The 20,183-nt window shown below is 64.0% G+C and carries 19 protein-coding genes; 13 read left to right on the forward strand and 6 right to left on the reverse strand.

Translation table 11 applies throughout. The annotated features are described in order from the left end of the window. Nucleotides 1-19: 19 nt before the first annotated feature. The 5 genes from glmM to folP all read left to right on the forward strand — a co-directional run bounded on the left by glmM (nt 20) and on the right by folP (nt 5,672). Complete coding sequence (gene glmM / locus RMO25_RS03535) at nt 20-1,354, forward strand: phosphoglucosamine mutase (RefSeq protein WP_309661226.1); 1,335 nt, start codon at nt 20-22, stop codon at nt 1,352-1,354. 33 nt (nt 1,355-1,387) lie between these two features. After that, a complete protein-coding gene (gene thiD, locus RMO25_RS03540; protein ID WP_309661361.1) occupies nt 1,388-2,560 on the forward strand; it encodes a bifunctional hydroxymethylpyrimidine kinase/phosphomethylpyrimidine kinase in 1,173 nt (390 codons plus the stop codon). 77 nt (nt 2,561-2,637) lie between these two features. Further along, nucleotides 2,638-3,306: a ribonuclease HII gene (locus RMO25_RS03545; protein ID WP_309661227.1), complete on the forward strand. Its 669-nt coding sequence runs from the start codon at nt 2,638-2,640 to the stop codon at nt 3,304-3,306. A gap of 150 nt (nt 3,307-3,456) precedes the next feature. Then, complete coding sequence (locus RMO25_RS03550; protein WP_309661228.1) at nt 3,457-4,590, forward strand: site-specific DNA-methyltransferase; 1,134 nt, start codon at nt 3,457-3,459, stop codon at nt 4,588-4,590. A gap of 11 nt (nt 4,591-4,601) precedes the next feature. Further along, a complete protein-coding gene (folP, locus tag RMO25_RS03555; RefSeq protein ID WP_309661229.1) occupies nt 4,602-5,672 on the forward strand; it encodes a dihydropteroate synthase in 1,071 nt (356 codons plus the stop codon). On the opposite strand, the gene RMO25_RS03560 is transcribed toward folP, so the two are convergent. Next, nucleotides 5,669-7,105, reverse strand: a complete 1,437-nt coding sequence (locus RMO25_RS03560) for a sigma-54-dependent transcriptional regulator (RefSeq protein ID WP_405051837.1) — start codon at nt 7,103-7,105, stop codon at nt 5,669-5,671. The two genes, folP and RMO25_RS03560, sit on opposite strands and share 4 nt — an antisense overlap. Before the next feature lie 141 nt (nt 7,106-7,246). Here RMO25_RS03560 and RMO25_RS03565 point away from each other — a divergent pair, with 141 nt between their 5' ends. Together RMO25_RS03565 and RMO25_RS03570 are read left to right on the forward strand one after the other, a co-directional pair. After that, on the forward strand, nt 7,247-7,387 hold the full coding sequence (locus RMO25_RS03565) for a hypothetical protein (RefSeq protein ID WP_309661231.1): 141 nt from the start codon (nt 7,247-7,249) through the stop codon (nt 7,385-7,387). A gap of 20 nt (nt 7,388-7,407) precedes the next feature. Then, entirely contained in the window at nt 7,408-8,532 is a 1,125-nt protein-coding gene (locus tag RMO25_RS03570) for a Re/Si-specific NAD(P)(+) transhydrogenase subunit alpha (protein ID WP_309661232.1), read from the forward strand. Nucleotides 8,533-8,949: 417 nt separating this feature from the next. Here the strand turns inward: RMO25_RS03570 and RMO25_RS03575 are convergent, their stop codons facing one another. After that, nucleotides 8,950-11,253 (reverse strand): EAL domain-containing protein, encoded by a 2,304-nt coding sequence (locus RMO25_RS03575; protein ID WP_309661233.1) that lies wholly within the window; start codon nt 11,251-11,253, stop codon nt 8,950-8,952. A 171-nt stretch (nt 11,254-11,424) separates the two neighbouring features. Here RMO25_RS03575 and RMO25_RS03580 point away from each other — a divergent pair, with 171 nt between their 5' ends. The 3 genes from RMO25_RS03580 to RMO25_RS03590 all read left to right on the forward strand — a co-directional run bounded on the left by RMO25_RS03580 (nt 11,425) and on the right by RMO25_RS03590 (nt 14,066). Continuing rightward, nucleotides 11,425-11,715, forward strand: a complete 291-nt coding sequence (locus RMO25_RS03580; RefSeq protein WP_309661234.1) for an NAD(P) transhydrogenase subunit alpha — start codon at nt 11,425-11,427, stop codon at nt 11,713-11,715. After that, nucleotides 11,708-13,267 (forward strand): NAD(P)(+) transhydrogenase (Re/Si-specific) subunit beta, encoded by a 1,560-nt coding sequence (locus RMO25_RS03585; RefSeq protein WP_309661235.1) that lies wholly within the window; start codon nt 11,708-11,710, stop codon nt 13,265-13,267. The genes RMO25_RS03580 and RMO25_RS03585 overlap by 8 nt, the downstream gene beginning before the upstream one ends. Before the next feature lie 82 nt (nt 13,268-13,349). Further along, complete coding sequence (locus RMO25_RS03590) at nt 13,350-14,066, forward strand: amino acid racemase (protein WP_309661236.1); 717 nt, start codon at nt 13,350-13,352, stop codon at nt 14,064-14,066. Here RMO25_RS03590 and RMO25_RS03595 read toward each other — a convergent pair. Further along, a complete protein-coding gene (locus tag RMO25_RS03595; RefSeq protein WP_309661237.1) occupies nt 14,063-14,530 on the reverse strand; it encodes a GreA/GreB family elongation factor in 468 nt (155 codons plus the stop codon). The two genes, RMO25_RS03590 and RMO25_RS03595, sit on opposite strands and share 4 nt — an antisense overlap. A 150-nt stretch (nt 14,531-14,680) precedes the next feature. Between RMO25_RS03595 and uvrC the strand changes: the two genes are divergently transcribed. From uvrC to apaG, 3 genes are all read left to right on the forward strand, one after another. Continuing rightward, the gene (uvrC, locus tag RMO25_RS03600) at nt 14,681-16,621 is read left to right on the forward strand and encodes an excinuclease ABC subunit UvrC (RefSeq protein WP_309661238.1); all 1,941 of its coding nucleotides are present in this window, start codon (nt 14,681-14,683) and stop codon (nt 16,619-16,621) included. Next, complete coding sequence (recO, locus tag RMO25_RS03605) at nt 16,618-17,355, forward strand: DNA repair protein RecO (protein ID WP_309661239.1); 738 nt, start codon at nt 16,618-16,620, stop codon at nt 17,353-17,355. The genes uvrC and recO overlap by 4 nt, the downstream gene beginning before the upstream one ends. Before the next feature lie 61 nt (nt 17,356-17,416). Further along, nucleotides 17,417-17,809 (forward strand): Co2+/Mg2+ efflux protein ApaG, encoded by a 393-nt coding sequence (apaG, locus tag RMO25_RS03610; RefSeq protein ID WP_309661362.1) that lies wholly within the window; start codon nt 17,417-17,419, stop codon nt 17,807-17,809. On the opposite strand, the gene nrdR is transcribed toward apaG, so the two are convergent. From nrdR to rpiB, 3 genes are all read right to left on the reverse strand, one after another. After that, nucleotides 17,806-18,291, reverse strand: a complete 486-nt coding sequence (nrdR, locus tag RMO25_RS03615; protein ID WP_309661240.1) for a transcriptional regulator NrdR — start codon at nt 18,289-18,291, stop codon at nt 17,806-17,808. The two genes, apaG and nrdR, sit on opposite strands and share 4 nt — an antisense overlap. A gap of 121 nt (nt 18,292-18,412) precedes the next feature. Next, on the reverse strand, nt 18,413-19,720 hold the full coding sequence (locus tag RMO25_RS03620; RefSeq protein WP_309661241.1) for a serine hydroxymethyltransferase: 1,308 nt from the start codon (nt 19,718-19,720) through the stop codon (nt 18,413-18,415). After that, the gene (gene rpiB / locus RMO25_RS03625; RefSeq protein WP_309661363.1) at nt 19,720-20,166 is read right to left on the reverse strand and encodes a ribose 5-phosphate isomerase B; all 447 of its coding nucleotides are present in this window, start codon (nt 20,164-20,166) and stop codon (nt 19,720-19,722) included. The genes RMO25_RS03620 and rpiB overlap by 1 nt, the downstream gene beginning before the upstream one ends. Between the last annotated feature and the right edge of the window lie 17 nt (nt 20,167-20,183).

Genomic DNA, 20,183 nt, shown 5'->3' on the forward strand with positions numbered 1-20,183 from the left:
GCAGGCTAAAGCCCACGGCATGACTCGCAAATTCTTCGGCACCGACGGCATGCGCGGACTTACCAACAGTGAGCCGATGACGGCCGAAACCGCGCTTCGTGTCGGCCAGGCTGCGGGCGCCCATTTCCTGCGTGGCGACCACCGCCATCGGGTGGTGATCGGCAAGGACACGCGCCTGTCCGGCTATATGATGGAATCGGCGATGGTGGCGGGTTTCACCAGCGTCGGCATGGACGTCGTGCTGTTGGGGCCGATGCCGACCCCGGCGGTGGCGATGCTGACCCGATCGATGCGCGCCGATTTGGGCGTCATGATCTCGGCGTCGCACAATCCATTTCACGACAATGGCATCAAGCTGTTCGGTCCGGACGGGTATAAATTGAGCGATGACACCGAGCGCGCGATCGAGCGGCGGCTGGAGAAGGCGCCGAAGCTGGCGAAGGCAGAGATGATCGGCCGCGCCAAGCGGATCGATGACGCGCGTGGCCGCTATATCCACTTTGCCAAGTCGACCTTTCCCGAACAGTTGCGGCTCGATGGGCTGAAGATCGTTATCGATTGCGCCAACGGCGCCGCTTATCACGTTGCGCCCGAAGCTTTGTGGGAACTGGGCGCGGACGTGGTCGCGTTAGGAGTCACGCCCAACGGCACCAACATCAATGATGGGTGCGGCTCGACCCATCCGCAGTCGCTGCAAGCCAAAGTCATTGAAGAGAAGGCCGACATCGGCCTGGCGCTTGACGGCGACGCCGATCGGTTACTGGTTTCCGACCAGAATGGGCGGCTGGTCGATGGCGATCAATTGATGGCGCTGATTGCTTCCCAGCAAAAACGCAGCGGTCTGCTCAAAGGCGGATCGGTGGTGGCGACGGTGATGTCCAACCTCGGGCTCGAGCGCCGCCTGGCCACAGACAAGATTGGGCTGATCCGCACCCAGGTTGGTGACCGTTACGTCCTCGAGGCGATGCGCGAGAAGGGCTGCAACATCGGTGGCGAACAATCGGGGCACATCATCCTCTCCGACCATTCGACGACCGGGGACGGCCTGGTGGCGGGGCTGCAGGTGCTCGCCGTACTGGTCCGGGAGGGCAAGCCAGCGAGCGAGATTCTCGACCAGTTCGAACCGGTGCCGCAGCTGCTGAGGAATGTGCGGTTCGATGGCGGTGCACCGCTCGACACCACCAAGGTCAAAGCGCGGATCGCCGCGGCCGAGGCTGAGCTCAAAGGGCATGGCCGGCTGGTGATCCGCAAATCAGGCACCGAGCCCCTGATCCGCGTGATGGCCGAGGGCGACGACCTGGCCCAGGTCGAACGGCTGGTCGACGATATCTGTGAAGCGGTCGCTTCTGCTTAAGATATCGGCTCTAAACTCCGCTCAATGTCTGGCATTATCCCTCGTATCCTGATCATCGCCGGCTCGGACTCCGGGGGCGGGGCCGGCATTCAGGCGGACATCAAGACTGTCACGGTCTTGGGCGGTCACGCAATGACGGCGGTCACGGCCATAACCGCGCAGAACACGATTGGGGTCACCGCGGTGCATCCAGTGCCGGCGGAAGTTATCTTGGCGCAGATTGACGCGGTAGTCAGCGACATCGGCGTCGATGCGGTCAAAATCGGCATGATCGGCAGCGCCTTCGCCGCCGAACAGGTCGCGCAGCGGCTCGAGCAGCTCAAGCAGGCGCTTCCGGAGCTGCCGATTGTGTTTGACCCGGTGATGGTCGCGACCAGCGGCGCGCCGCTCGCCGACGACGCGACCATTGCGGCGTTCGGCCGGCTGATGGATGTCGCGACCATCGCCACGCCGAATCTACCCGAATTGAAGCGGCTGACCGCCGAAGAGGACCCGGTCGCGGCGGCGCTCAGCCTGGTTTCCGAACATGGCTGCGCGGTGCTGATCAAGGGCGGGCACGAGGAAGGCGACGCACTTGCCGACGCGCTCATTGAGACCGACAATATGACCAGCTGGCAAGGTCAGCGGATCGACACCACCAGCACCCACGGCACCGGCTGCACACTGGCGAGCGCGATCGCGTTGTTCCTGGCCGAGGGCGCGTCGCTGTCCGACGCCGTCGGCCGGGCCCGGGAGTTTGTCCGGGTGGCGTTGCGCGAAGCGCCTGGCCTGGGCGGCGGCGCGGGACCGATCGGGCAGGGCCGGGTGCGGCTCGACGTTGGGAGCGGCCCGCGGCTCAACCAGGTGACGGTCACCGGTACAGACTATGAACGGTCGGTGGCATTCTACGTCGGACTTGGCCTCAAACAGATCGTCGCCAATCCGCCCGACTATGCGCGGTTTGAGACCGCCGGTGGCGCCACGCTCTCGGTCCAGATCGATCCCGAAGAAACGGTCTCGGCGACGACCGCAATCTATCTCGAATGCGACGATCTGGATGACCAGGTCGACCGCCTGGCGCGCGAGGGGGTGCCGTTCGAACATGGCCCGCGCAACCAGCCGTGGATGTGGCGCGAGGCAAGGCTGCGCGATCCCGACGGCAACATCATTTTCCTCTACAAAGCGGGCGAGGCGCGCCGTTTCCCGCCGTGGCGGATTGAAAGCTGACTGTTCCCCCGGTGAAGGCCGGGGCCCAGGAGTAATTGTTCGCTGGACCCCGGCCTTCGCCGGGGTACATTGGGCCAATGACTCGCCCATGCTTCAAGCTGGAAATCGGATATCCGGAGCCGTTGGCCGGCGTTGACGAGGCAGGATGCGCGCCGCTGGCGGGGCCGGTCGTTGCCGCGGCCGTGATACTCGACCGCAAGCATTTCCCGCGCGGGATCGATGATTCGAAGAATTTGCCGCTGGAGAAGCGCGAGGCGCTGTACGCCAAGCTGGTCAAATGCGCCGCCTGGGGGGTCGGCGTTGCCAGCGTCGAGGAAATCGACGAACTCAACATCTATTGGGCGCGGATGCTGGCAATGACGCGCGCGGTTGAGGCGCTGGGGTTGGAGCCGGCGTGGGTGCTGGTCGACGGCAATGCCTGCCCGCGCTGGCAGCGGCCGTCGAAAGCGATCGTCGCCGGCGACGCCAAATGCCGCTCGATCGCCGCCGCCTCGATCGTCGCCAAGGTCACCCGCGACCGGATCATGGCGGATCATGCGCGGACCTATCCGGGCTACGGTTGGGCGACCAACCGCGGCTATCCGACGCCCGAGCATTTTCGCGGGCTGGAGGCGCTGGGCGTGACGCCGCTGCACCGCCGAAGCTTCGCTCCGGTGCGCGAAATCATCGCTCGTCGTGCCCAGCCGGAGCGGGGATTTCAGGAAAGCGCGGTAGCGAGTCCTTTGAGTCACACCACCAGCAGTTGAGTCCAATGCGCCTGTCCAAACGCTAGATGTTGTGCCGGAGCCGCAACGGACTCGTTCCGGTCCGGAACAGTTTGCAGCCGCGTTAACTTCTGATTGCTTGACCCGGAGTCCTGCCTGACTCACCCTTGCCGGTAAGGGGGCAGAATTAGCATGAACCTTATTGCCCGCATCGCGGAGGACCAGGGGCGTTCGCGCCCGCGCTCAAGTCGCCCGGCCAAGGAATTGCCGATCGACAGCATCATCGAGGGCGACTGTATCGCCGCGATGGCGCGGCTCCCCGACAAATCGGTCGACATGATTTTTGCCGACCCACCGTACAATCTGCAATTGGGCGGCGACCTGTTCCGACCCGAGGGCGGCCGCGTCGATGCGGTCGACGACGCATGGGATAAGTTCGATTCTCTCGCCGTTTATGACGACTTCACCCGCGACTGGCTCGCCGAAGCGCGGCGGATATTGAAGGACGACGGTTCGATCTGGGTGATCGGCAGCTATCACAATATCTTCCGCGTCGGCACGTTGCTCCAGGACGCCGGCTATTGGATACTCAACGACATCGTCTGGCGCAAATCGAACCCGATGCCAAACTTTCGCGGTACGCGTTTCACCAACGCCCACGAGACGCTGATCTGGTGCGCCAAGGACGAGAAAGCGCGCTACACCTTCAATTATCGCGCGATGAAAGCGTTGAACGACGATTTGCAGATGCGGTCGGACTGGGTGCTGCCGATCTGCAACGGCGCCGAGCGGGTCAAGGACGACGACGGCCACAAGGCGCACCCGACCCAGAAACCCGAAGCCTTGCTGTATCGGATCCTGCTCGCCTGCACCAAGCCCGGCGACGTCGTGCTCGACCCGTTCTTTGGCACCGGGACGACCGGCGCGGTGGCGCGGCGGCTGGGGCGGCGCTGGATCGGGATCGAGCGCGAAAAAGCCTATGTCGCTGTGGCGCGGACCAGGATCGCATCGACGCTGCCGCTCGACGAAAGCGCGATGACCGGCATGGCCGACAAGCGATCGGCGCCGCGGGTCGCGTTCGGCCAGCTGGTCGAAACCCGGCTGGTCGAAGCGGGGACGATGCTGACCGACGCCAAGCGGCGCTGGACGGCCAAGGTACGTTCCGACGGGTCGGTCGAATCAGGCAATCACTCGGGTTCCATCCACCAGGTCGGCGCGGCGTTGATGAACGCGCCATCGTGCAACGGCTGGACGTTCTGGCACGTCGAAGGCAGCGGCAAGCTCGAACCGCTTGATGCATTGCGCCAGCGGCATCTCTCCGCTTGATAGGGGGAGCCATGCGCACGCTCCTTCGCCCCACCGCCTTCGTCGATTCGCCATTCGGCCATGACGGCAAGGTCGCGCAGCTGGCTGGCGGTCTGAACTGGTTTAGCGCGGTCGAAGTGCTGAAGGTCGAAGGCAACAAGCGAGTTTCCGCCGAACTGGTCGCGGTGTGCGAGGTCGAGCAGCGCCTCGATGAACAGACCAAGCCGTTATGGCAGGCGCTGACCGCCAAACGGGCACCGCTGCAGTTGGGTGAACGCACGGTCCGACTCGACCAGCCGCAAGTGATGGCGGTGCTCAACATCACGCCAGACAGCTTTTCCGATGGTGGGCGCTTTGCTGATGCATCTGCGGCCGCCGTGGCTGGCACCGACATGGCGGCACAAGGGGCGGCGATCATCGATGTCGGCGGCGAATCGACCCGGCCGGGCGCAAAACCGGTGTGGCAGGGGGATGAGATCGAGCGCGTCGAGCCGGTCATTCGCCAGCTCGTGGGTGGCGGCGCGGCGGTGTCGATCGACACACGCCAGACCGAAGTGATGACCGCGGCGCTGGGGGCGGGGGCGCGACTGGTCAATGATGTGTCGGCGCTGACCTATGATCCGCGCTCGGCCGAAGTGGTCGCCGCGGCGAGCGTGCCAGTGGTGCTGATGCATCATCAGGGCGACCCGGCGACGATGCAGGATGCGCCGCGCTATGACGATGTGCTGATCGAAGTCTATCAGTGGCTCGAGGAACGGATTGCGGTGGCCGAAGCGGCTGGGATCGAGCGCTCGAAAATCCTTGTCGATCCAGGCTTCGGCTTTGGCAAGACAGTCGCCCACAATCTTGAAATCATGAACGGGCTGGCACTGTTCCATTCGCTCGGCTGCCCCATCGTCGTCGGCGCTAGCCGCAAGCGGACGATCGGCGCGCTGTCGGGCGAGGCGCCGGCCGACAAGCGGCTTGGCGGCAGCCTCGCCTTAGCGTTGAAAGCCGTCGATCAAGGCGCGCAAATCCTCCGCGTCCATGACGTGTTTGAAACGGTCCAGGCCCTCAAGATCTGGCGGGGCATGCGCGACCAGGCGCTGACGCCGCGGGTTTAGGCGGCGGTGTCGATGCCGAGCTCGCCGAGCTTGCGGTAGAGAGTCGAACGGCCAATCCCGAGTCGCCGGGCGACTTCGGTCATGCGGCCGCGATAATGGCCGATGGCGAGGCGAATGATGTCGGCCTCAATCTCTTCCAACGGGCGCAAATGACCGTCGTTGCGATAAAGCGTGACCGAGGGCGCGCCAGTGATTGCCTCGTCGCTTTTGGACTGGGTGATTTCGGGGGCGAAATCGTTGCGCCGCCCGCTGAAGCGCGACTGGATCGCGATGTGTGGGAAATCCTCGGCGGTGAGCGAACTTTCCTGGGACTGGAGGCCGGCGCGAAACAGCACGCCGGCGAGTTGGCGGACGTTGCCTGGCCAGCCGTAGCGCATCAGCACCGCCAGCGCGTCATTGCCGATCGACAGCTGGCGCAGACCGGTCTGTTCCGAGAAGCGCGCTAGGAGATGGCGGGCGAGCGCCGGAATGTCCCCACTGCGGTCGCGGAGCGGCGACAAATTGACGACGGTGCTGCCAATTCGCTGCGTGAGGCCAGGGTCGAAATCTTCTGGCAACGGTCGGCTGGCGGTAGCGATGACCCGCACGTCGACCGAATTGCTGCCGTTGCAGCCTACCGGGCGCACCTCGCCGGTGGCGAGCACGCGGTCGAGCAATTGCTGGGTTTCGATCGGCAGCGCCGAAATCTCGTCGAGCAGCAGGGTGCCGCCGTCGGCTTCGAAGATTCGGCCGGTCTTGGCGGCGAAGGCGCCGGGAAATGCTCCCTTTTCGTGGCCGAACAACTCGCTGTCGATGATGTTGGCGGGAATCGCCTTGCAATCGACGGTGACGAGATGGCCGCGGGCGCGCAGGCTGGCCGCGTGAATGGCGCGGGCGAAAGTTTCCTTACCGGTGCCGGGCTCGCCGACGATCAAGATCGGCAGGCGATTGCGCGCGGCTTTCGCGGCGACTGCCAGCGTCGCGCGGAAATCGGGCGCGGCGCCGACCAATTGCTCAAGCGACAGTTCAGGCGCCAGTTTCTCGGTGACCGGCGCCAGCTCGCCAGCGGCGCGGCGGCGGTCGGAATTGGCGGCCAGTGCTTCCAGCAGTCGTTCCTGAACGACCGGGCGGCTGAGGAAATCGCTCGCCCCGGCGCGCATCGCCTCGACCGCAATTGGCACCGATTCGCCGTCGGCAATGACAATGATCGGCAGTTTTTCGCGGCACGAATGGAGCAAGGCGATAAGGTCGGGGCCGGTGTCGCCGTCCCAGCTGCCGAGCAGTGCCGCCTGGACTTCGCGTCCGTGTGGACCCTGGAGTAAGCCAATTGCAGTTTCGCCATCGGCGGCACCGACAACGCTCCAGCCGGCGCGGCCGGCGATTGCCGACACTAGCCGCCGCTCATCGGGGTCCGCATCCAGCAGTAATAGCGACCGGGTGCGGTTCTCGCTGATCCGTTCTGCTTTCATGGCAGTGGTCATAACCCAGAGGAGTAAAGGCGCGCTTAAGGACTTGGGCGTGAGCGAAGGGCTTGTTATGAAGCCCGCGTTGTTGATCGAAGTGGCGTCGGACACGCCGAAATTTAGGGGAGCAGCATGGCCGGAAAGTCCGTAACCAAGGAATCGCCCAAGGATTTCAAGGCGCATGAACACGACTATCTCGAATTTACCCGGCTCATGAAGTTTGGCGCGATCGGGGCGTTCGCGGTCGGACTTATCGTTCTCATGATCCTTTAGCGGCGCAGCCGAACGCAAAAATGAAAATCGCAGTGATTAAGGAGTCGGCGCCGGGCGAGACGCGTTGCGCCGCGATTCCGGAGACCGTGAAAAAATTCTCGGCTCTGGGCGCGACTGTCGCGGTTGAGCGAGGAACGGGCGAGCAGGCGATGATCGCCGATGCGGATTTCGAGGCGGCGGGGGCGACGGTGGGGTCGCGAACGGAGGTGCTTCAGGGTGCCGATGCAATTCTATGCGTGCTGGGGCCCGATCCGAGCTCACTTGCGGGGGCCGCAAAGGGTGCATTGCTGATCGGAGCTTTAGACCCGCTGGGACGTCGCGATTCGATTGAAGCTTTCGCCAAAGCGGGGCTTGAAGCGATGGCGATGGAATGGATGCCGCGGATTTCCCGGGCCCAGTCGATGGACGTCCTGTCATCACAGTCAAACCTTGCGGGCTACAAAGCCGTGATCGAAGCCGCCGACGCATTTGGCCGGGCCTTTCCGATGATGATGACGGCGGCCGGCACAATCAGCCCGGCCAAGGTATTCGTCATGGGGGTCGGGGTCGCCGGTCTGCAGGCGATCGCCACCGCGCGGCGGATGGGCGCGCAGGTCAGCGCGACCGATGTCCGCTCTGCGACCAAGGAGCAAATCCTGTCGCTTGGCGCCAAGCCGATTTTCGTCGAGAATGTCGCCGGCATCGAGGGCGAGGGCGCGGGCGGCTACGCGACGGAAATGTCGCCCGAATATCAAAAAGCTCAGGCGGAGCTCGTGTCCAGCCATATCGCCAAGCAGGACATTGTCGTCACCACCGCGCTCATCCCCGGCAAGCCCGCGCCGCGGCTGATCAGCGACGCCCAATTGGCGACAATGCGGGTCGGCAGCATCATCGTCGACCTAGCCGCGGAAGCGGGCGGCAATGTCGAGGGCTGTGTTTCCGGGCAAAGCGTGCAGCGTCATGGTGTCACGATTATCGGCGCGAGCAATCTGGCGCGCAGCCTGCCAGCCGATGCGTCGGCGCTGTATGCACGCAATGTCTTCAATTTCCTCAGCGCCTTCTGGGACAAGGAAGCGGGCAAGCCGGTGCTTCCGGACGATGACGAGCTGGTGAAGGGCACGCGCCTGACCCGCGACGGCAAGGTCGTCCACGAACGGCTGAATTAGGCCAAAGCTGCCTTGGGTCGCCGGCAGACACCCCCGACTCGATCATAATTCAACAGGTGATTCGGGCCGATTCGGTCCCGGATAGCGCACCTCAGACAGGTGATTTCACCGCTCACAGACAGGTATCGCGATTGGCCTGGGGAAATAGAAATACAGCAGGCGCACAAAGGCACCCGCTGAATAGCAGGCGCTTGTTATGCTATTGAATCAAAAGTAAAAACAGCCCGCCAGAGCCGGGCCGTCTTTTCTCAGCCACCGCTGCCGGTGTTGCTCCATCCCGAGCCGAGGAGCCAGCTCCAGAAGCCGCGAGCGGCTTGGGTCTTCTTGATCATCGAACGTCCCCTGTAGTCCAAACTGCGAGTTTGCAGTTGGGGGGACGTTAACCCTAATCAATATGGTTAGCAAACAATTAACTATTCAGGCGACATCTCGCTTGCGGTCGGCAGTCAGTCTCTTAATTAGGCTCTCCAAACTCATCGGTCGGCCGATGATGTAACCTTGGGCGACGTCACACTTCATTTCTGTCAACGCTTCGAGGATGTCTTGTTGCTCCACTCCTTCCGCGACGACCTTGCGCCCAAGTGAGTGGGCCAGGGCAATGGTCGATTGCACCATCAAGCGGTCGCTGCGGTTGTCGCACATCGCTTTCACGAAGCTCTGGTCGATTTTGATCTCGCCGGCCGGGATCTTCTTGAGATATTCGAGGGTCGACAGACCGGTCCCATAATCGTCGATCGAAATGTTGACCCCAAGCTCGCGCAAACGCCCCAGCATCTCCACCGATTCACCGCTGCCAACGAGTGCTGCGGTTTCGGTCAGCTCCAATGTCAGGTGACGCGCATCCAGCCGATGGCGAGCCAGCAGCGCCGACAGTCGCAGCGTGAAGTTCCTGTCCGTAAGCAGGCGCGCGGACAGGTTGACGGCGATGTTGAACTCCCGGCCCTGCCGCACAATCGACGCGCCAGCGGCGACCGCCTTGTCGAGAACGAAGTCGGTCAGTTTGCCGATGCGGTCGTGCTGCTCGGCCGCGGCGACGAACTCGGTTGCGGCGATCGGCCCCTTTTCGGGATGGGTCCATCGGGCGAGCGCTTCGGCGCCGATGATCTGGTTCGATGCCAGATCCAGTTTCGGCTGGTAAGCGACCCATACTTCGCCCTTGTCGATGGCGGAGTCGAGCTGGCTGAGAATGGACAATTTCCACGAAGCATCCTGCAGACTTTCGGGGTCGTGGAATTTCCATTTTAGGCCGTCGTGGGCCGCTTCTTCGGCGGCCACCAGCGCGCTGCCAAGACGATTGCCCAGCGATCGCCCGCTGCCGATTTCGACGCCGAAGCTGATTGCCAGGTCAATCGCCAATCCGCCCACCCGGACCGGATTGCGAAATAGCGAATATAGCGCGTCGATGTGATTGCCGAATGGCAGCCTGGGTTCTTCAAACCAGACCAGAATACCGCCGTCGCCGTGATAGAATATCCGGTCGCGCGAACCGACAGAAAGACGGCCGACGATTTGTTCGATGAGCTGTCGTTCGCTTTCCGCCGGCAAAGTCGCGACGATTTCGGAATAATTGAGGATGCGGGCGACGATCAGCGCCTGGTTGCGGCCGACCTTGTTCAACCGCAAGGCGTTGAGGTTCGGCAGGCCCGAAACGGAATTGACCAAGCCGCGGACGCGGAACCCACGCCAGGCCAAGATCGCGCCGCAGGTGAGGAGGATAAACAAGCCCGGCGTAATATCGACCCGGATCAGATTGGCCTCCAGGAGCACTGGCACGAACAGAAACGCCGCAGCGGCGGCGCCAAAGATCAGATTCTGCCGCGTTGGATTCTTGTGGCGCGTGCCGAAAAAGGCAATGCCCAGGGCGAGCAGGAACGCCGGAATCCAACCCAGGCTGACCGGCGTGCCGGCTTTGAGTGTCTCCGCGCCGATAATCTGGACGTAGGCGCCGCCCATCTTGCCGACGCCAGGGATGAAATATTGATCGCCAACCGCTTCGGAATTGGTGCCGATGACAACGTCCTTTCCGCGCACCAACGCGGCCGGGAAGTTGCCGTGCAGGATGGTTGCGGCCGGGACGCTCGGGATAGTGCTCGGAATAATCGAATAGTCCGGGGTGAATTCTTTTTCTGTAAGCATTCGGCGATTGGCAAGACTGGCCGCGAATGAAGGCGTGAGCTGGTTGTTGACCTTGAGCGCGTAGGGCAAATGCCAGACCGCGTTTTGATAATTGTACCAGACGCTGATTGTGCCCACCTTGGCATAGCGGCTGAACATTTCGAGCGGGGTAGCCGCCGGCACGGCGACATGGGCGTCGGGCCCGGTGTCGGGCCCGGACCGCAGCCTGATCGGCAACGTTACCCGGCCGGAACGCTTCAACGATTCGACGAAGATCGCGTCATCGGTCGGGTTGCTGCGGTTTTCGAACATCACGTCGAAAAAGACCCGATTCGCCCCCGCGGCCATCAGCTTGTCGGTGATCTGGGCATGGTATTGCCGCGGCCACGGCCACCGGCCCACGTCGCGAAGCGAGGGGTCGTCGATGCTAACGAAGACGATGTCGCCGCTCGCTTTGTGCAGGTGGAGGCTATTGCGGCCTGAACGCAGCAGATCCTCGGGCAACTCACCGAGTCCGATGAGCCCGAAGATCAGTCCGGCGATCGCGACCCAAAGCAGCAGCCTGGATGGCGAAGGCTCGGACCCCTGATTCTTGCGCGAGGACACCGAGCGCCTCTTCCTTCTCACATAGTCGTGATTACCGGTGGCGAGAAAAGGTTAAGAAATCGGAAACCGCGATCAGTTAATGACGCTTCGCACCGTCTTGTGGATCAACCCTCGACAGCTTTCGCCAGAGCCGCCACAAAGCGCGGCGCACATTCCGCGAAGAGGGCCCCAATGGACTTCATCTCGATCCTGTCGATTTTCGTCCTCGCCTGCTTCGTCGGCTATTTTGTGGTGTGGTCGGTGACTCCGGCGCTGCACACGCCGCTGATGAGCGTCACCAACGCGATTTCCTCGGTAATCGTCGTTGGTGCGCTGATCGCGGCGGCGGCGGCGGGAAGCGCGACCTCGAAGTGGCTCGGCCTGCTTGCGGTCGCGCTGGCCTCGGTCAACATCTTCGGCGGCTTCGCCGTCACCGCCCGGATGCTGGCGATGTACAAGAAGAAAGAGCGCCGCGATGCATGAGGCGGTGGCGCAGCCCGCCTGGGTGCTGCTCGCTTATCTGGTCGCCGGTGTCTGCTTCATCCTGGCGCTGAGGGGGCTGTCGAGCCCGACCAGCAGCCGGCGCGGTAACCGTCTCGGCATGATCGGCATGGCCATCGCGGTGGTTACGACGCTGATCAATACCTACCGGCCGTCGACGATTTGCCAGACCCCAGCGAACGACGCGTCACACGGGGTAGTTGCGGCATGCATGAACTATCCGGTGGTCGGCAACGAGTTTGATCTTCTCCTGATCGCTATTGCGATAGCCGTTGGCGGTACGATCGGCCTCGTCACCGCGCGCAAGATTCAGATGACGGCGATGCCGCAGCTGGTCGCTGCGTTTCACTCTCTGGTCGGCATGGCGGCGGTGTTGGTCGGTGCGGCGGCCTTCTCGAATCCCAAGGCTTTCGGAATCACGACAATCATCGGGCAGGTCAAAACCCCGCTAGAATGCTTTGTGCCCCCTTGCGAGACCTATATGGCTCCAATTTTGGCCATCGCGCCCGTTTCCCGCGTCGAAATGGGGCTCGGCGTCGCGATCGGAGCGATCACCTTCTCCGGCTCCGTGATCGCGTTCCTCAAGCTCAACGGCAACATGTCCGGCAAGCCGATCCTGCTCCCGCTGCGGCACGTCATCAATCTCGCCACGCTCGCCGCGATTCTTGGCCTGATCGGTTACTTCACGATGGACCAGTCGCCGTGGGTGTTCTTCACCGTGATGGGGCTGAGCTTCGCCATCGGCTTCCTTTTGATCATCCCGATCGGTGGGGCCGACATGCCGGTCGTGATTTCGATGCTCAACAGCTACTCGGGCTGGGCGGCGGCGGCGATGGGCTTTACGCTCCACAACAGCGCGATGATCATCACCGGCGCTTTGGTCGGTAGCTCGGGCGCGATCCTGTCCTACATCATGTGCCGGGCGATGAACCGCAGCTTCATCAGCGTCATCGCTGGCGGGTTCGGCGCGGTGGCGTCCGCCGGCGGAGCCGAAGCGATCGACCGCCCCTATAAACGTGGCTCGGCCGAGGATGCGGCGTTCCTGCTGAAACAGGCCGAACAGGTAATCATCGTCCCTGGCTACGGCATGGCGGTGGCGCAGGCCCAGCACGCGTTGCGCGAAATGGCCGACCTCCTCAAGAAAGAGGGCGTGCGGATCAAATATGCCATCCACCCGGTCGCCGGGCGGATGCCGGGCCATATGAACGTGCTGCTGGCCGAGGCCAACGTGCCGTATGACGAGGTGTTCGAGCTCGAAGATATCAACAGCGAATTTGCGCAGACCGACGTCGCCTTCGTGATCGGCGCCAACGACGTCACCAACCCGGCGGCCAAGACCGACAAAAGCTCGCCGATTTACGGCATGCCGGTGCTCGACGTGGAAAAGGCGCGGACCGTCCTGTTCGTCAAACGATCGATGGGCGGCGTGGGTTACGCCGGCGTCGACAACGAGCTATTCTATCGCGACAATACGATGATGCTCCTCGCCGACGCGAAAAAGATGGTCGAGGAGATTGTGAAGCAGCTCGGCTAGGCCCGGGTTCTTCATCATTGCAACTGGGTTCAAGCCCCCAGCCGGTCGCCGGTTGGGTGCGGCCGAAAAAGGGGAGCGAACGTTGCGCAAACTGGGTATCGTCGGGGGCACCAGCTGGTCCTCCACCGCGCTATATTACGAACATATCAACCGCGGGATCGCCAAGCGCCTGGGCGCGCTGCACAGCGCCCGACTGGCGATTGAGAGCCTCGACCTAGCGCCGATTGCGGAGATGGAGCTGTCGGGTGATTGGGAAGGCGTCGCCGCCGCACTGATTGAAGCCGCTAGGAAACTCAAGTCGTCGGGCGCGCAGGGCGTGCTGCTGGCGTCCAACACCTCGCATAAAGTCTACGAAGAAGTCCGGGCCGCGGTGCGCTTGCCGATGCTGCACATCGCCGAGCCTACCGCCGATCGGCTGGTCGCCGATGGGCGTACGCGGGTTGCCCTGCTCGGCACCCGGTTCACCATGAACGAGGGCCATTTTCGTGACCGGATCGAAGCGCGCGGGATCAAAATCGCGGCAATCGATGCGGGCTGGGTGAAGGAGGTCGACCGGATCATCTTTGAAGAGCTGGCTGCCGGCCGCGTGGTGCGCGACAGCCAGCGCAAGTTGAAGACCCTGATCACCGAACTCGCCAAGCAGAAGGTGCAGGCGGTGGTCTTAGCCTGCACCGAGCTGGTGATGGCGGTCGATGTGCGCGCGAACGTGATCCCGGTCTACGATACGACCGCGCTCCACGCTCACGCCGCGGTCGACTGGATGCTTGACGACGCCGAGGAGGCGAAGGCGGCGGCCTAATCTGCCAGTCGCTTGATTGCGACCACGGTAAGCAGCGAAGCGGCGCCGGCCAGTTCGACTTCGTCGCCGACTTCGGCACCAATCAGCGCCCGCGCCAAAGGTGCGGTAAACGCCACGCGCTGGTGCGCCGGGTCGCTCTCGTCATGCCCGACGATAGCCAGCACGCTGCGTTCGCCATCGCGCTCGAACGTTACCTGCGTCCCGAACGCCACCGTCTGGCCGCTCGGCAGCGGTGCCACCTGCGCGCTCGCCAGCCGCTGCCGCCAGTACCGCAGATCGCGGAGCAAGGCCTTGCGCGATTCTTCGTTCTTCTCGGCTGCATAAGCCGCTTCCAATTCCGCATTACGCGCCTGAATCATCCCATACCCGCGCTCGGTGACGAGGTTGGGACCGGGCGGGACTGGCAGCTCGAATTTGGGCTCGAGATGCTCTTCATCGCATTCGCGGCGAAACGCGACGCTCACGGCTGGGGTCCGGTGGCAAACATGGCGTTCGTATTAGCACGAAAGCGCGACATGAGCAGGTGGCGACCCTGCTCACGCCACGGATGAGGGAGCAAAGACAACTGAGTCCACCCCTCGCATCTCCCTTGCGCATCCCCTAAATCCTCTTCCGTGAGCAAAGCCGATCGCCCCGATCATCCGCAAGCGGCGGATCGCTTCAACGAGGAGCAGGCTACTTACGCGGTGAAGGGGTCCGAGACGCCCGATCTCGAAGCGGGGGTGGCGGCGATCCGGAATGTGCTGAAGACGCTGCCGGCGCGACCGGGGGTCTATCGGATGCAAGATGCGCGCGGCGATGTGCTCTACGTCGGCAAGGCCAAGGGGCTGCGGTCGCGAGTGACCAATTACACGCAGGTCGCGCGGCTGCCCAAACGGCTGCAGCGCATGGTGGCGCAGACGCGGTCGCTGACCATCGTCACGACGCGCACCGAGGCCGAGGCGCTGCTTTTGGAAGCGCAGCTGATCAAGCGCTTTCGACCGCCGTACAACGTGCTGCTGCGCGACGACAAAAGCTTTCCATTCATCCTGTTGCGCGAGGATCATGCATTCGCGCGGGTGCAGAAGCATCGCGGCGCCCGGCGGGTCAAAAAGGGCCATTATTACGGGCCATTCGCCAGCGCCGGATCGGTCACGCGCACGCTGAATGCGCTGCAAAAGTTGTTCTTGTTGAGAAGCTGTTCGGACAGCTTTTTCGCCAATCGCTCGCGGCCGTGCCTGTTGTACCAAATCAAGCGCTGTTCGGCGCCATGCGTCGGCCGCATCGACGAGGCCGAATATGCCGAACTGGTCGAAGACGCCAAGGCGTTTCTGGCTGGCAAGTCGACCGGGGTCCAGGCGCGGCTGGGGAAGTCGATGGCCGAGGCTGCGGACGCTCAGGATTTCGAACTGGCCGCCGTTTACCGCGACCGGTTGCGGGCGCTGACCTACATCCAAGGTAGCCAGACGGTCCATGCCGAGGGGCTCGGCGACGTCGACATTTTCGCACTCGCCGGCAAGGGCGGGGCGATGTCGATCCAGGCGTTCTTCATCCGCGGCGGCCAGAATTGGGGCCACCGGGCGTTCTTCCCGGCGCACACCAACGACGTGCCGGAAGACGAGGTGCTGGCGAGCTTCCTCGTTCAGTTTTACGAGGACATGCCGCCGCCAAGGCGAATCCTCGTTGACCGCGAGCTACCCGAACGCGCGTTGATGGAAGAAGCGCTGTGCGAGCGATCCGGCCACAAGGTCTCGATCGATCAGCCAAAACGCGGGGCGCGGGCCAAGCTGATCGAGCAGGCCCGGCGCAACGCCGAAGAAGCGCTCGACCGGCGGATGGCCGAGAGCAGCAGCCAGGCCAAGGTCCTGCGCGAGCTCGCCGATACCTTTGAGCTGGCCGACGTGCCCAAGCGCATCGAAGTTTATGACAACAGCCACATCATGGGGACCAACGCGACCGGCGCGATGATCGTCGCCGGGCCCGAAGGCTTCCGCAAGAACAGTTACCGCAAGTTCAACATCAAGAGCGGAATCACCCCGGGCGACGACTTCGGGATGATGCGCGAAGTGCTCGATCGGCGGTTCGCGCGTCTGGAAAAGGAAGACCCCGACCGGGCGAGCGGCGAATGGCCCGATTTGCTCCTCATTGATGGCGGCAAGGGCCAGCTATCGGCGGTTTGCGAGATCCTCGAGAACGCCGGGGTCCACGACGTTCCGATTGTTGCCGTGTCCAAGGGGCCGGACCGCAACGCCGGGCGCGAGACGTTTCACATGCCCGGCGGGCGCGAGCTGACCCTGCCGCCCAATTCGGCCTTGCTATTCTACCTCCAGCGGCTGCGCGACGAGGCGCACCGCTTCGCCATCGGCACGCACCGCGCCAAGCGGGCGAAAAGCCTGACGACTTCGACGCTGGACGAAGTCCCCGGCATCGGCCCGAACCGAAAACGCGCGCTGCTGATGCACTTCGGCACGGCGAGGGCGGTCAAAGGTGCGGCGCTCGACGATCTCGAACGGGCGCCAGGGATCAGCAAGGCGATGGCGCGCCAGCTCTACGATTATTTTCACCCGCGCGGATGAGGATCGAGGCGCCCGCAATCGTCTGTGGGCTGCGGACCCACGGCGAGCACGGCGCGATCGTGCGGCTGATGACCGAGGAGCACGGCCTCCAGTCCGGCTATGTCCGTGGCGCGCGCGGGCGGCGGATGCGGCCGTTGCTGATCGCCGGCAATCTGGTCGCGGCGACGCTCAGCGCCCGGACCGACAACCAGCTGCCGCAAGCGACGGTCGAACTGACCCGCAGCCGCGCGCCGCTGCTGGCCGAGCCTTTGCCTGCCGCGGCAATTGAATGGGCTACCGCGCTGACCGCCACCGCGCTCTCCGAGGCGCAGCCATATCCGCGGCTGTATTCGGCACTCGACGCGCTGCTAGCGGCGATCGAGGCGGCGCCGTCGGCCAGCGGTTGGGGCACCGCGCTGGTCCGCTACGAGCTGCTGCTGCTCGCCGAATTGGGCTTCGGCCTCGATCTCAAGACTTGCGCGGTGACGGGCACTTCCGATGATTTAATCGCGGTCAGCCCGCGCTCCGGCCGGGCCGTGAGCGCCGCCGAAGCTGAGCCTTATGAGGGTAAGCTGCTGCCGCTGCCGCGCTTCGTGCGCGACGGCGGGCAGGCGGGCTGGACCGACATCGCGCAGGGGCTCGATCTCACCGGTCATTTCCTGATGCGTGATTTGCTGACTCAAAAATCGGCTGTACTGGGTGAGGCGAGGTCGCGTCTGGTCGATCGCCTGCGCCGCGCCGGAGGGCTCGATTAGTTCGGCGGTTGTTTGCGGCGGCGTGCTCGCCTAGCATCGGGATGTGACCGCGACCGATACCATGGCGATGTTGTTCCCGAATGTCGCGACGACCCGTGACATTTCGGTGCGGGTCGCGGTGAGCTATCTCGCCGAGCAATCGGATCCGTCATCTGAGCGATGGTTCTGGTCCTACCATGTGCGGATCGAGAATGGCTCCGACCGGGCGATCCAGCTGCTGTCGCGGAGCTGGCGGATCGTCGACGGCCGCGGCACTGTCCACGAAGTTCATGGCGAAGGCGTGGTTGGCGAAATGCCGTTGATCGGGCCCGACGGAAGCTTCGATTACGTCTCGGGCTGCCCGCTCGATACGCCGACCGGATCGATGAGCGGCGCCTTTCGCATGGTCGACGAGGACGGCAGCGCATTCGACGTTGCGATCCCGCGCTTCCAGCTCTCGAGCGCAGTCAACTAAAGCAGTTTGTCGTCTTTCGGGGCATCGGTTGCCGGTTGCTCGCCGACCTTTTCGGCAATGTCGGCGAAATCACCCGGCTCGCTGAAGTCTTTATAAACGCTCGCGAAACGGATGTAGGCAACGTGGTCGATGGCGTTGAGGCCGTCCATCACCGCCTGGCCAATCATGTCGGCGGTGACCTCGTCGCCGCGTGTCTCCAGCTGCCTCTGGATGCCCGAAATCAACCGCTCGATCCGCGCTGCATCCACGTCGCGCTTGCGGCAGGCGTGGCCGATGGCGCGCTCGAGCTTGGCGCGGTCGAACGGTTCGCGCTTGCCGTCCTTCTTGACCACCGTGAGATCGCGCAGCTGGACCCGCTCGAAGGTCGTGAAGCGCGCTCCGCAGCCCTCGCACTGGCGCCGCCGCCGGATCGCCGCGCCATCCTCGGACGGGCGGCTATCTTTGACCTGGCTGTCTTCATGCGCGCAGAACGGACAGCGCATCAGTCTTCGTCCGAAGACCGCACCGGCCCGCACCCCCACCCGGCCACCCATCGCGGATAGTCTGACGGGGTGGGCGGGTGGGGGCGCGGGCCGGCGCCGAGCGCGCGTGAGCGCATCAATATCAGTCCTGATAGATCGGGAAGCGGGCGCAGAGTTCGCGGACGCGGACGTTGACCGTCTTTTCCACTGCGCCATTCCCTTCGAGGCCGTTCGCAACCAGCCCGTCGAGCACGTCGGCAACCATGTCGGCGATGTCCCTGAACTCGGCCTCGCCGAAACCGCGGGTGGTGCCGGCCGGGGAGCCGACGCGGATGCCGCTGGTCTGCATCGGCGGCAGCGGGTCGAACGGTACGCCGTTCTTATTGCAAGTGATGCCGGCGCGCTCGAGGCTTTCATCGGCGTCGCGGCCGGTGAGCTTGAGTGGCCGCAGATCGACCAGCGCCAAATGCGTGTCGGTGCCGCCCGCGACCAAGTCGGCGCCGCGTTCTTTCAAACGCCCGGCGAGCATCTTGGCGTTGGCGATCACCGCTTTTGCATAGGTCTTGAACCCGGGCTCCAGCGCCTCGCCGAACGCGACTGCCTTGGCAGCGATGACGTGCATCAGCGGCCCGCCCTGCAAGCCCGGGAAGACCGCCGAATTGACTTTCTTGGCGATGGCTTCGTCATCAGTCAGGACCATGCCGCCGCGCGGACCGCGCAAGGTTTTGTGGGTGGTGGTGGTGACGACATGGGCGTGACCAAACGGGGTCGGATGCTCGCTCGCCGCGACCAGCCCGGCGAAATGCGCCATGTCGACGAACAGTATCGCACCAACCTCGTCGGCGATGGCCCGGAACCGGGCGAAGTCGAGAAAGCGCGGATAGGCCGAACCGCCGGCAAGGATCAGCTTGGGTTGGTGCTCGCGCGTCAGGCGTTCGACCTCGTCGAAATCGACCAGATGATCGTCGGGGCGGACGCCGTACTGAATGGCGTTGAACCATTTGCCCGACTGCGCCGGCGGAGCGCCGTGGGTCAGATGCCCGCCGGCCGCCAGGCTCATGCCCAGGATGGTGTCGCCTGGCTTCAACAGCGCCATCATCACCGCGCCATTGGCCTGCGCCCCCGAGTGCGGCTGGACGTTGGCGAAACCGCAGCCGAACAATTGCTTGGCGCGATCGATCGCCAGCGTCTCGACTGCGTCTGACGGTCCACACCCCTGGTAATAGCGGCGCCCCGGATAGCCCTCGGCATATTTGTTGGTCAGCACTGAGCCTTGGGCTTCGAGCACCGCGCGGCTGACGATATTTTCCGAGGCGATCAGCTCGATCTGGGTCTGCTCGCGCTCGAGCTCGGCACGGACCGCGTCAGCCACCGCCGGGTCAGCATCGCTCAATCGCCGGGTAAAAAAGCCTTCGGGCTGGACGTCGTTCAAGTTCGCCGCGGTGGCCATCAGTCGCTGTCCTGCAGGAGGGATGAAAGCTGGTCGACGCGCCGCTGATGGCGCCCGCCGGCGAAGGTCGTGTCGAGGAAGGCAGAGACGCACGCCCTGGCCATGTCGCTGCCGATCAGCCGCGCGCCGAGCGCGATGACGTTGGCGTCGTTGTGGGTCCGCGCCAGCTCGGCCGAGAGCGGCTCGTTGACCTGCGCGCAACGGCATTCAGTGAACCGGTTGACGGCGATCGATATGCCGATGCCTGAGCCGCACACCGCGATGCCGCGCTCCGCCTCGCCGGCAACGATGGCGCGGGCCAGCCGGGCGCCATATTCGGGGTAATCGACGCTTTCCGGGCCATTGGTGCCAAGGTCGAGGACATCGTGGCCCGCATCACGCAACCAGCCCGCAAGCTCGTCCTTCAGGACGTACCCGGCATGGTCGGCGGCGAGGGCGATGCGCATCGCCACGATCTAGGCGA

The sequence above is a fragment of the Sphingomonas sp. genome, from assembly GCF_031361285.1.
Classification (GTDB): domain Bacteria; phylum Pseudomonadota; class Alphaproteobacteria; order Sphingomonadales; family Sphingomonadaceae; genus Sphingomicrobium.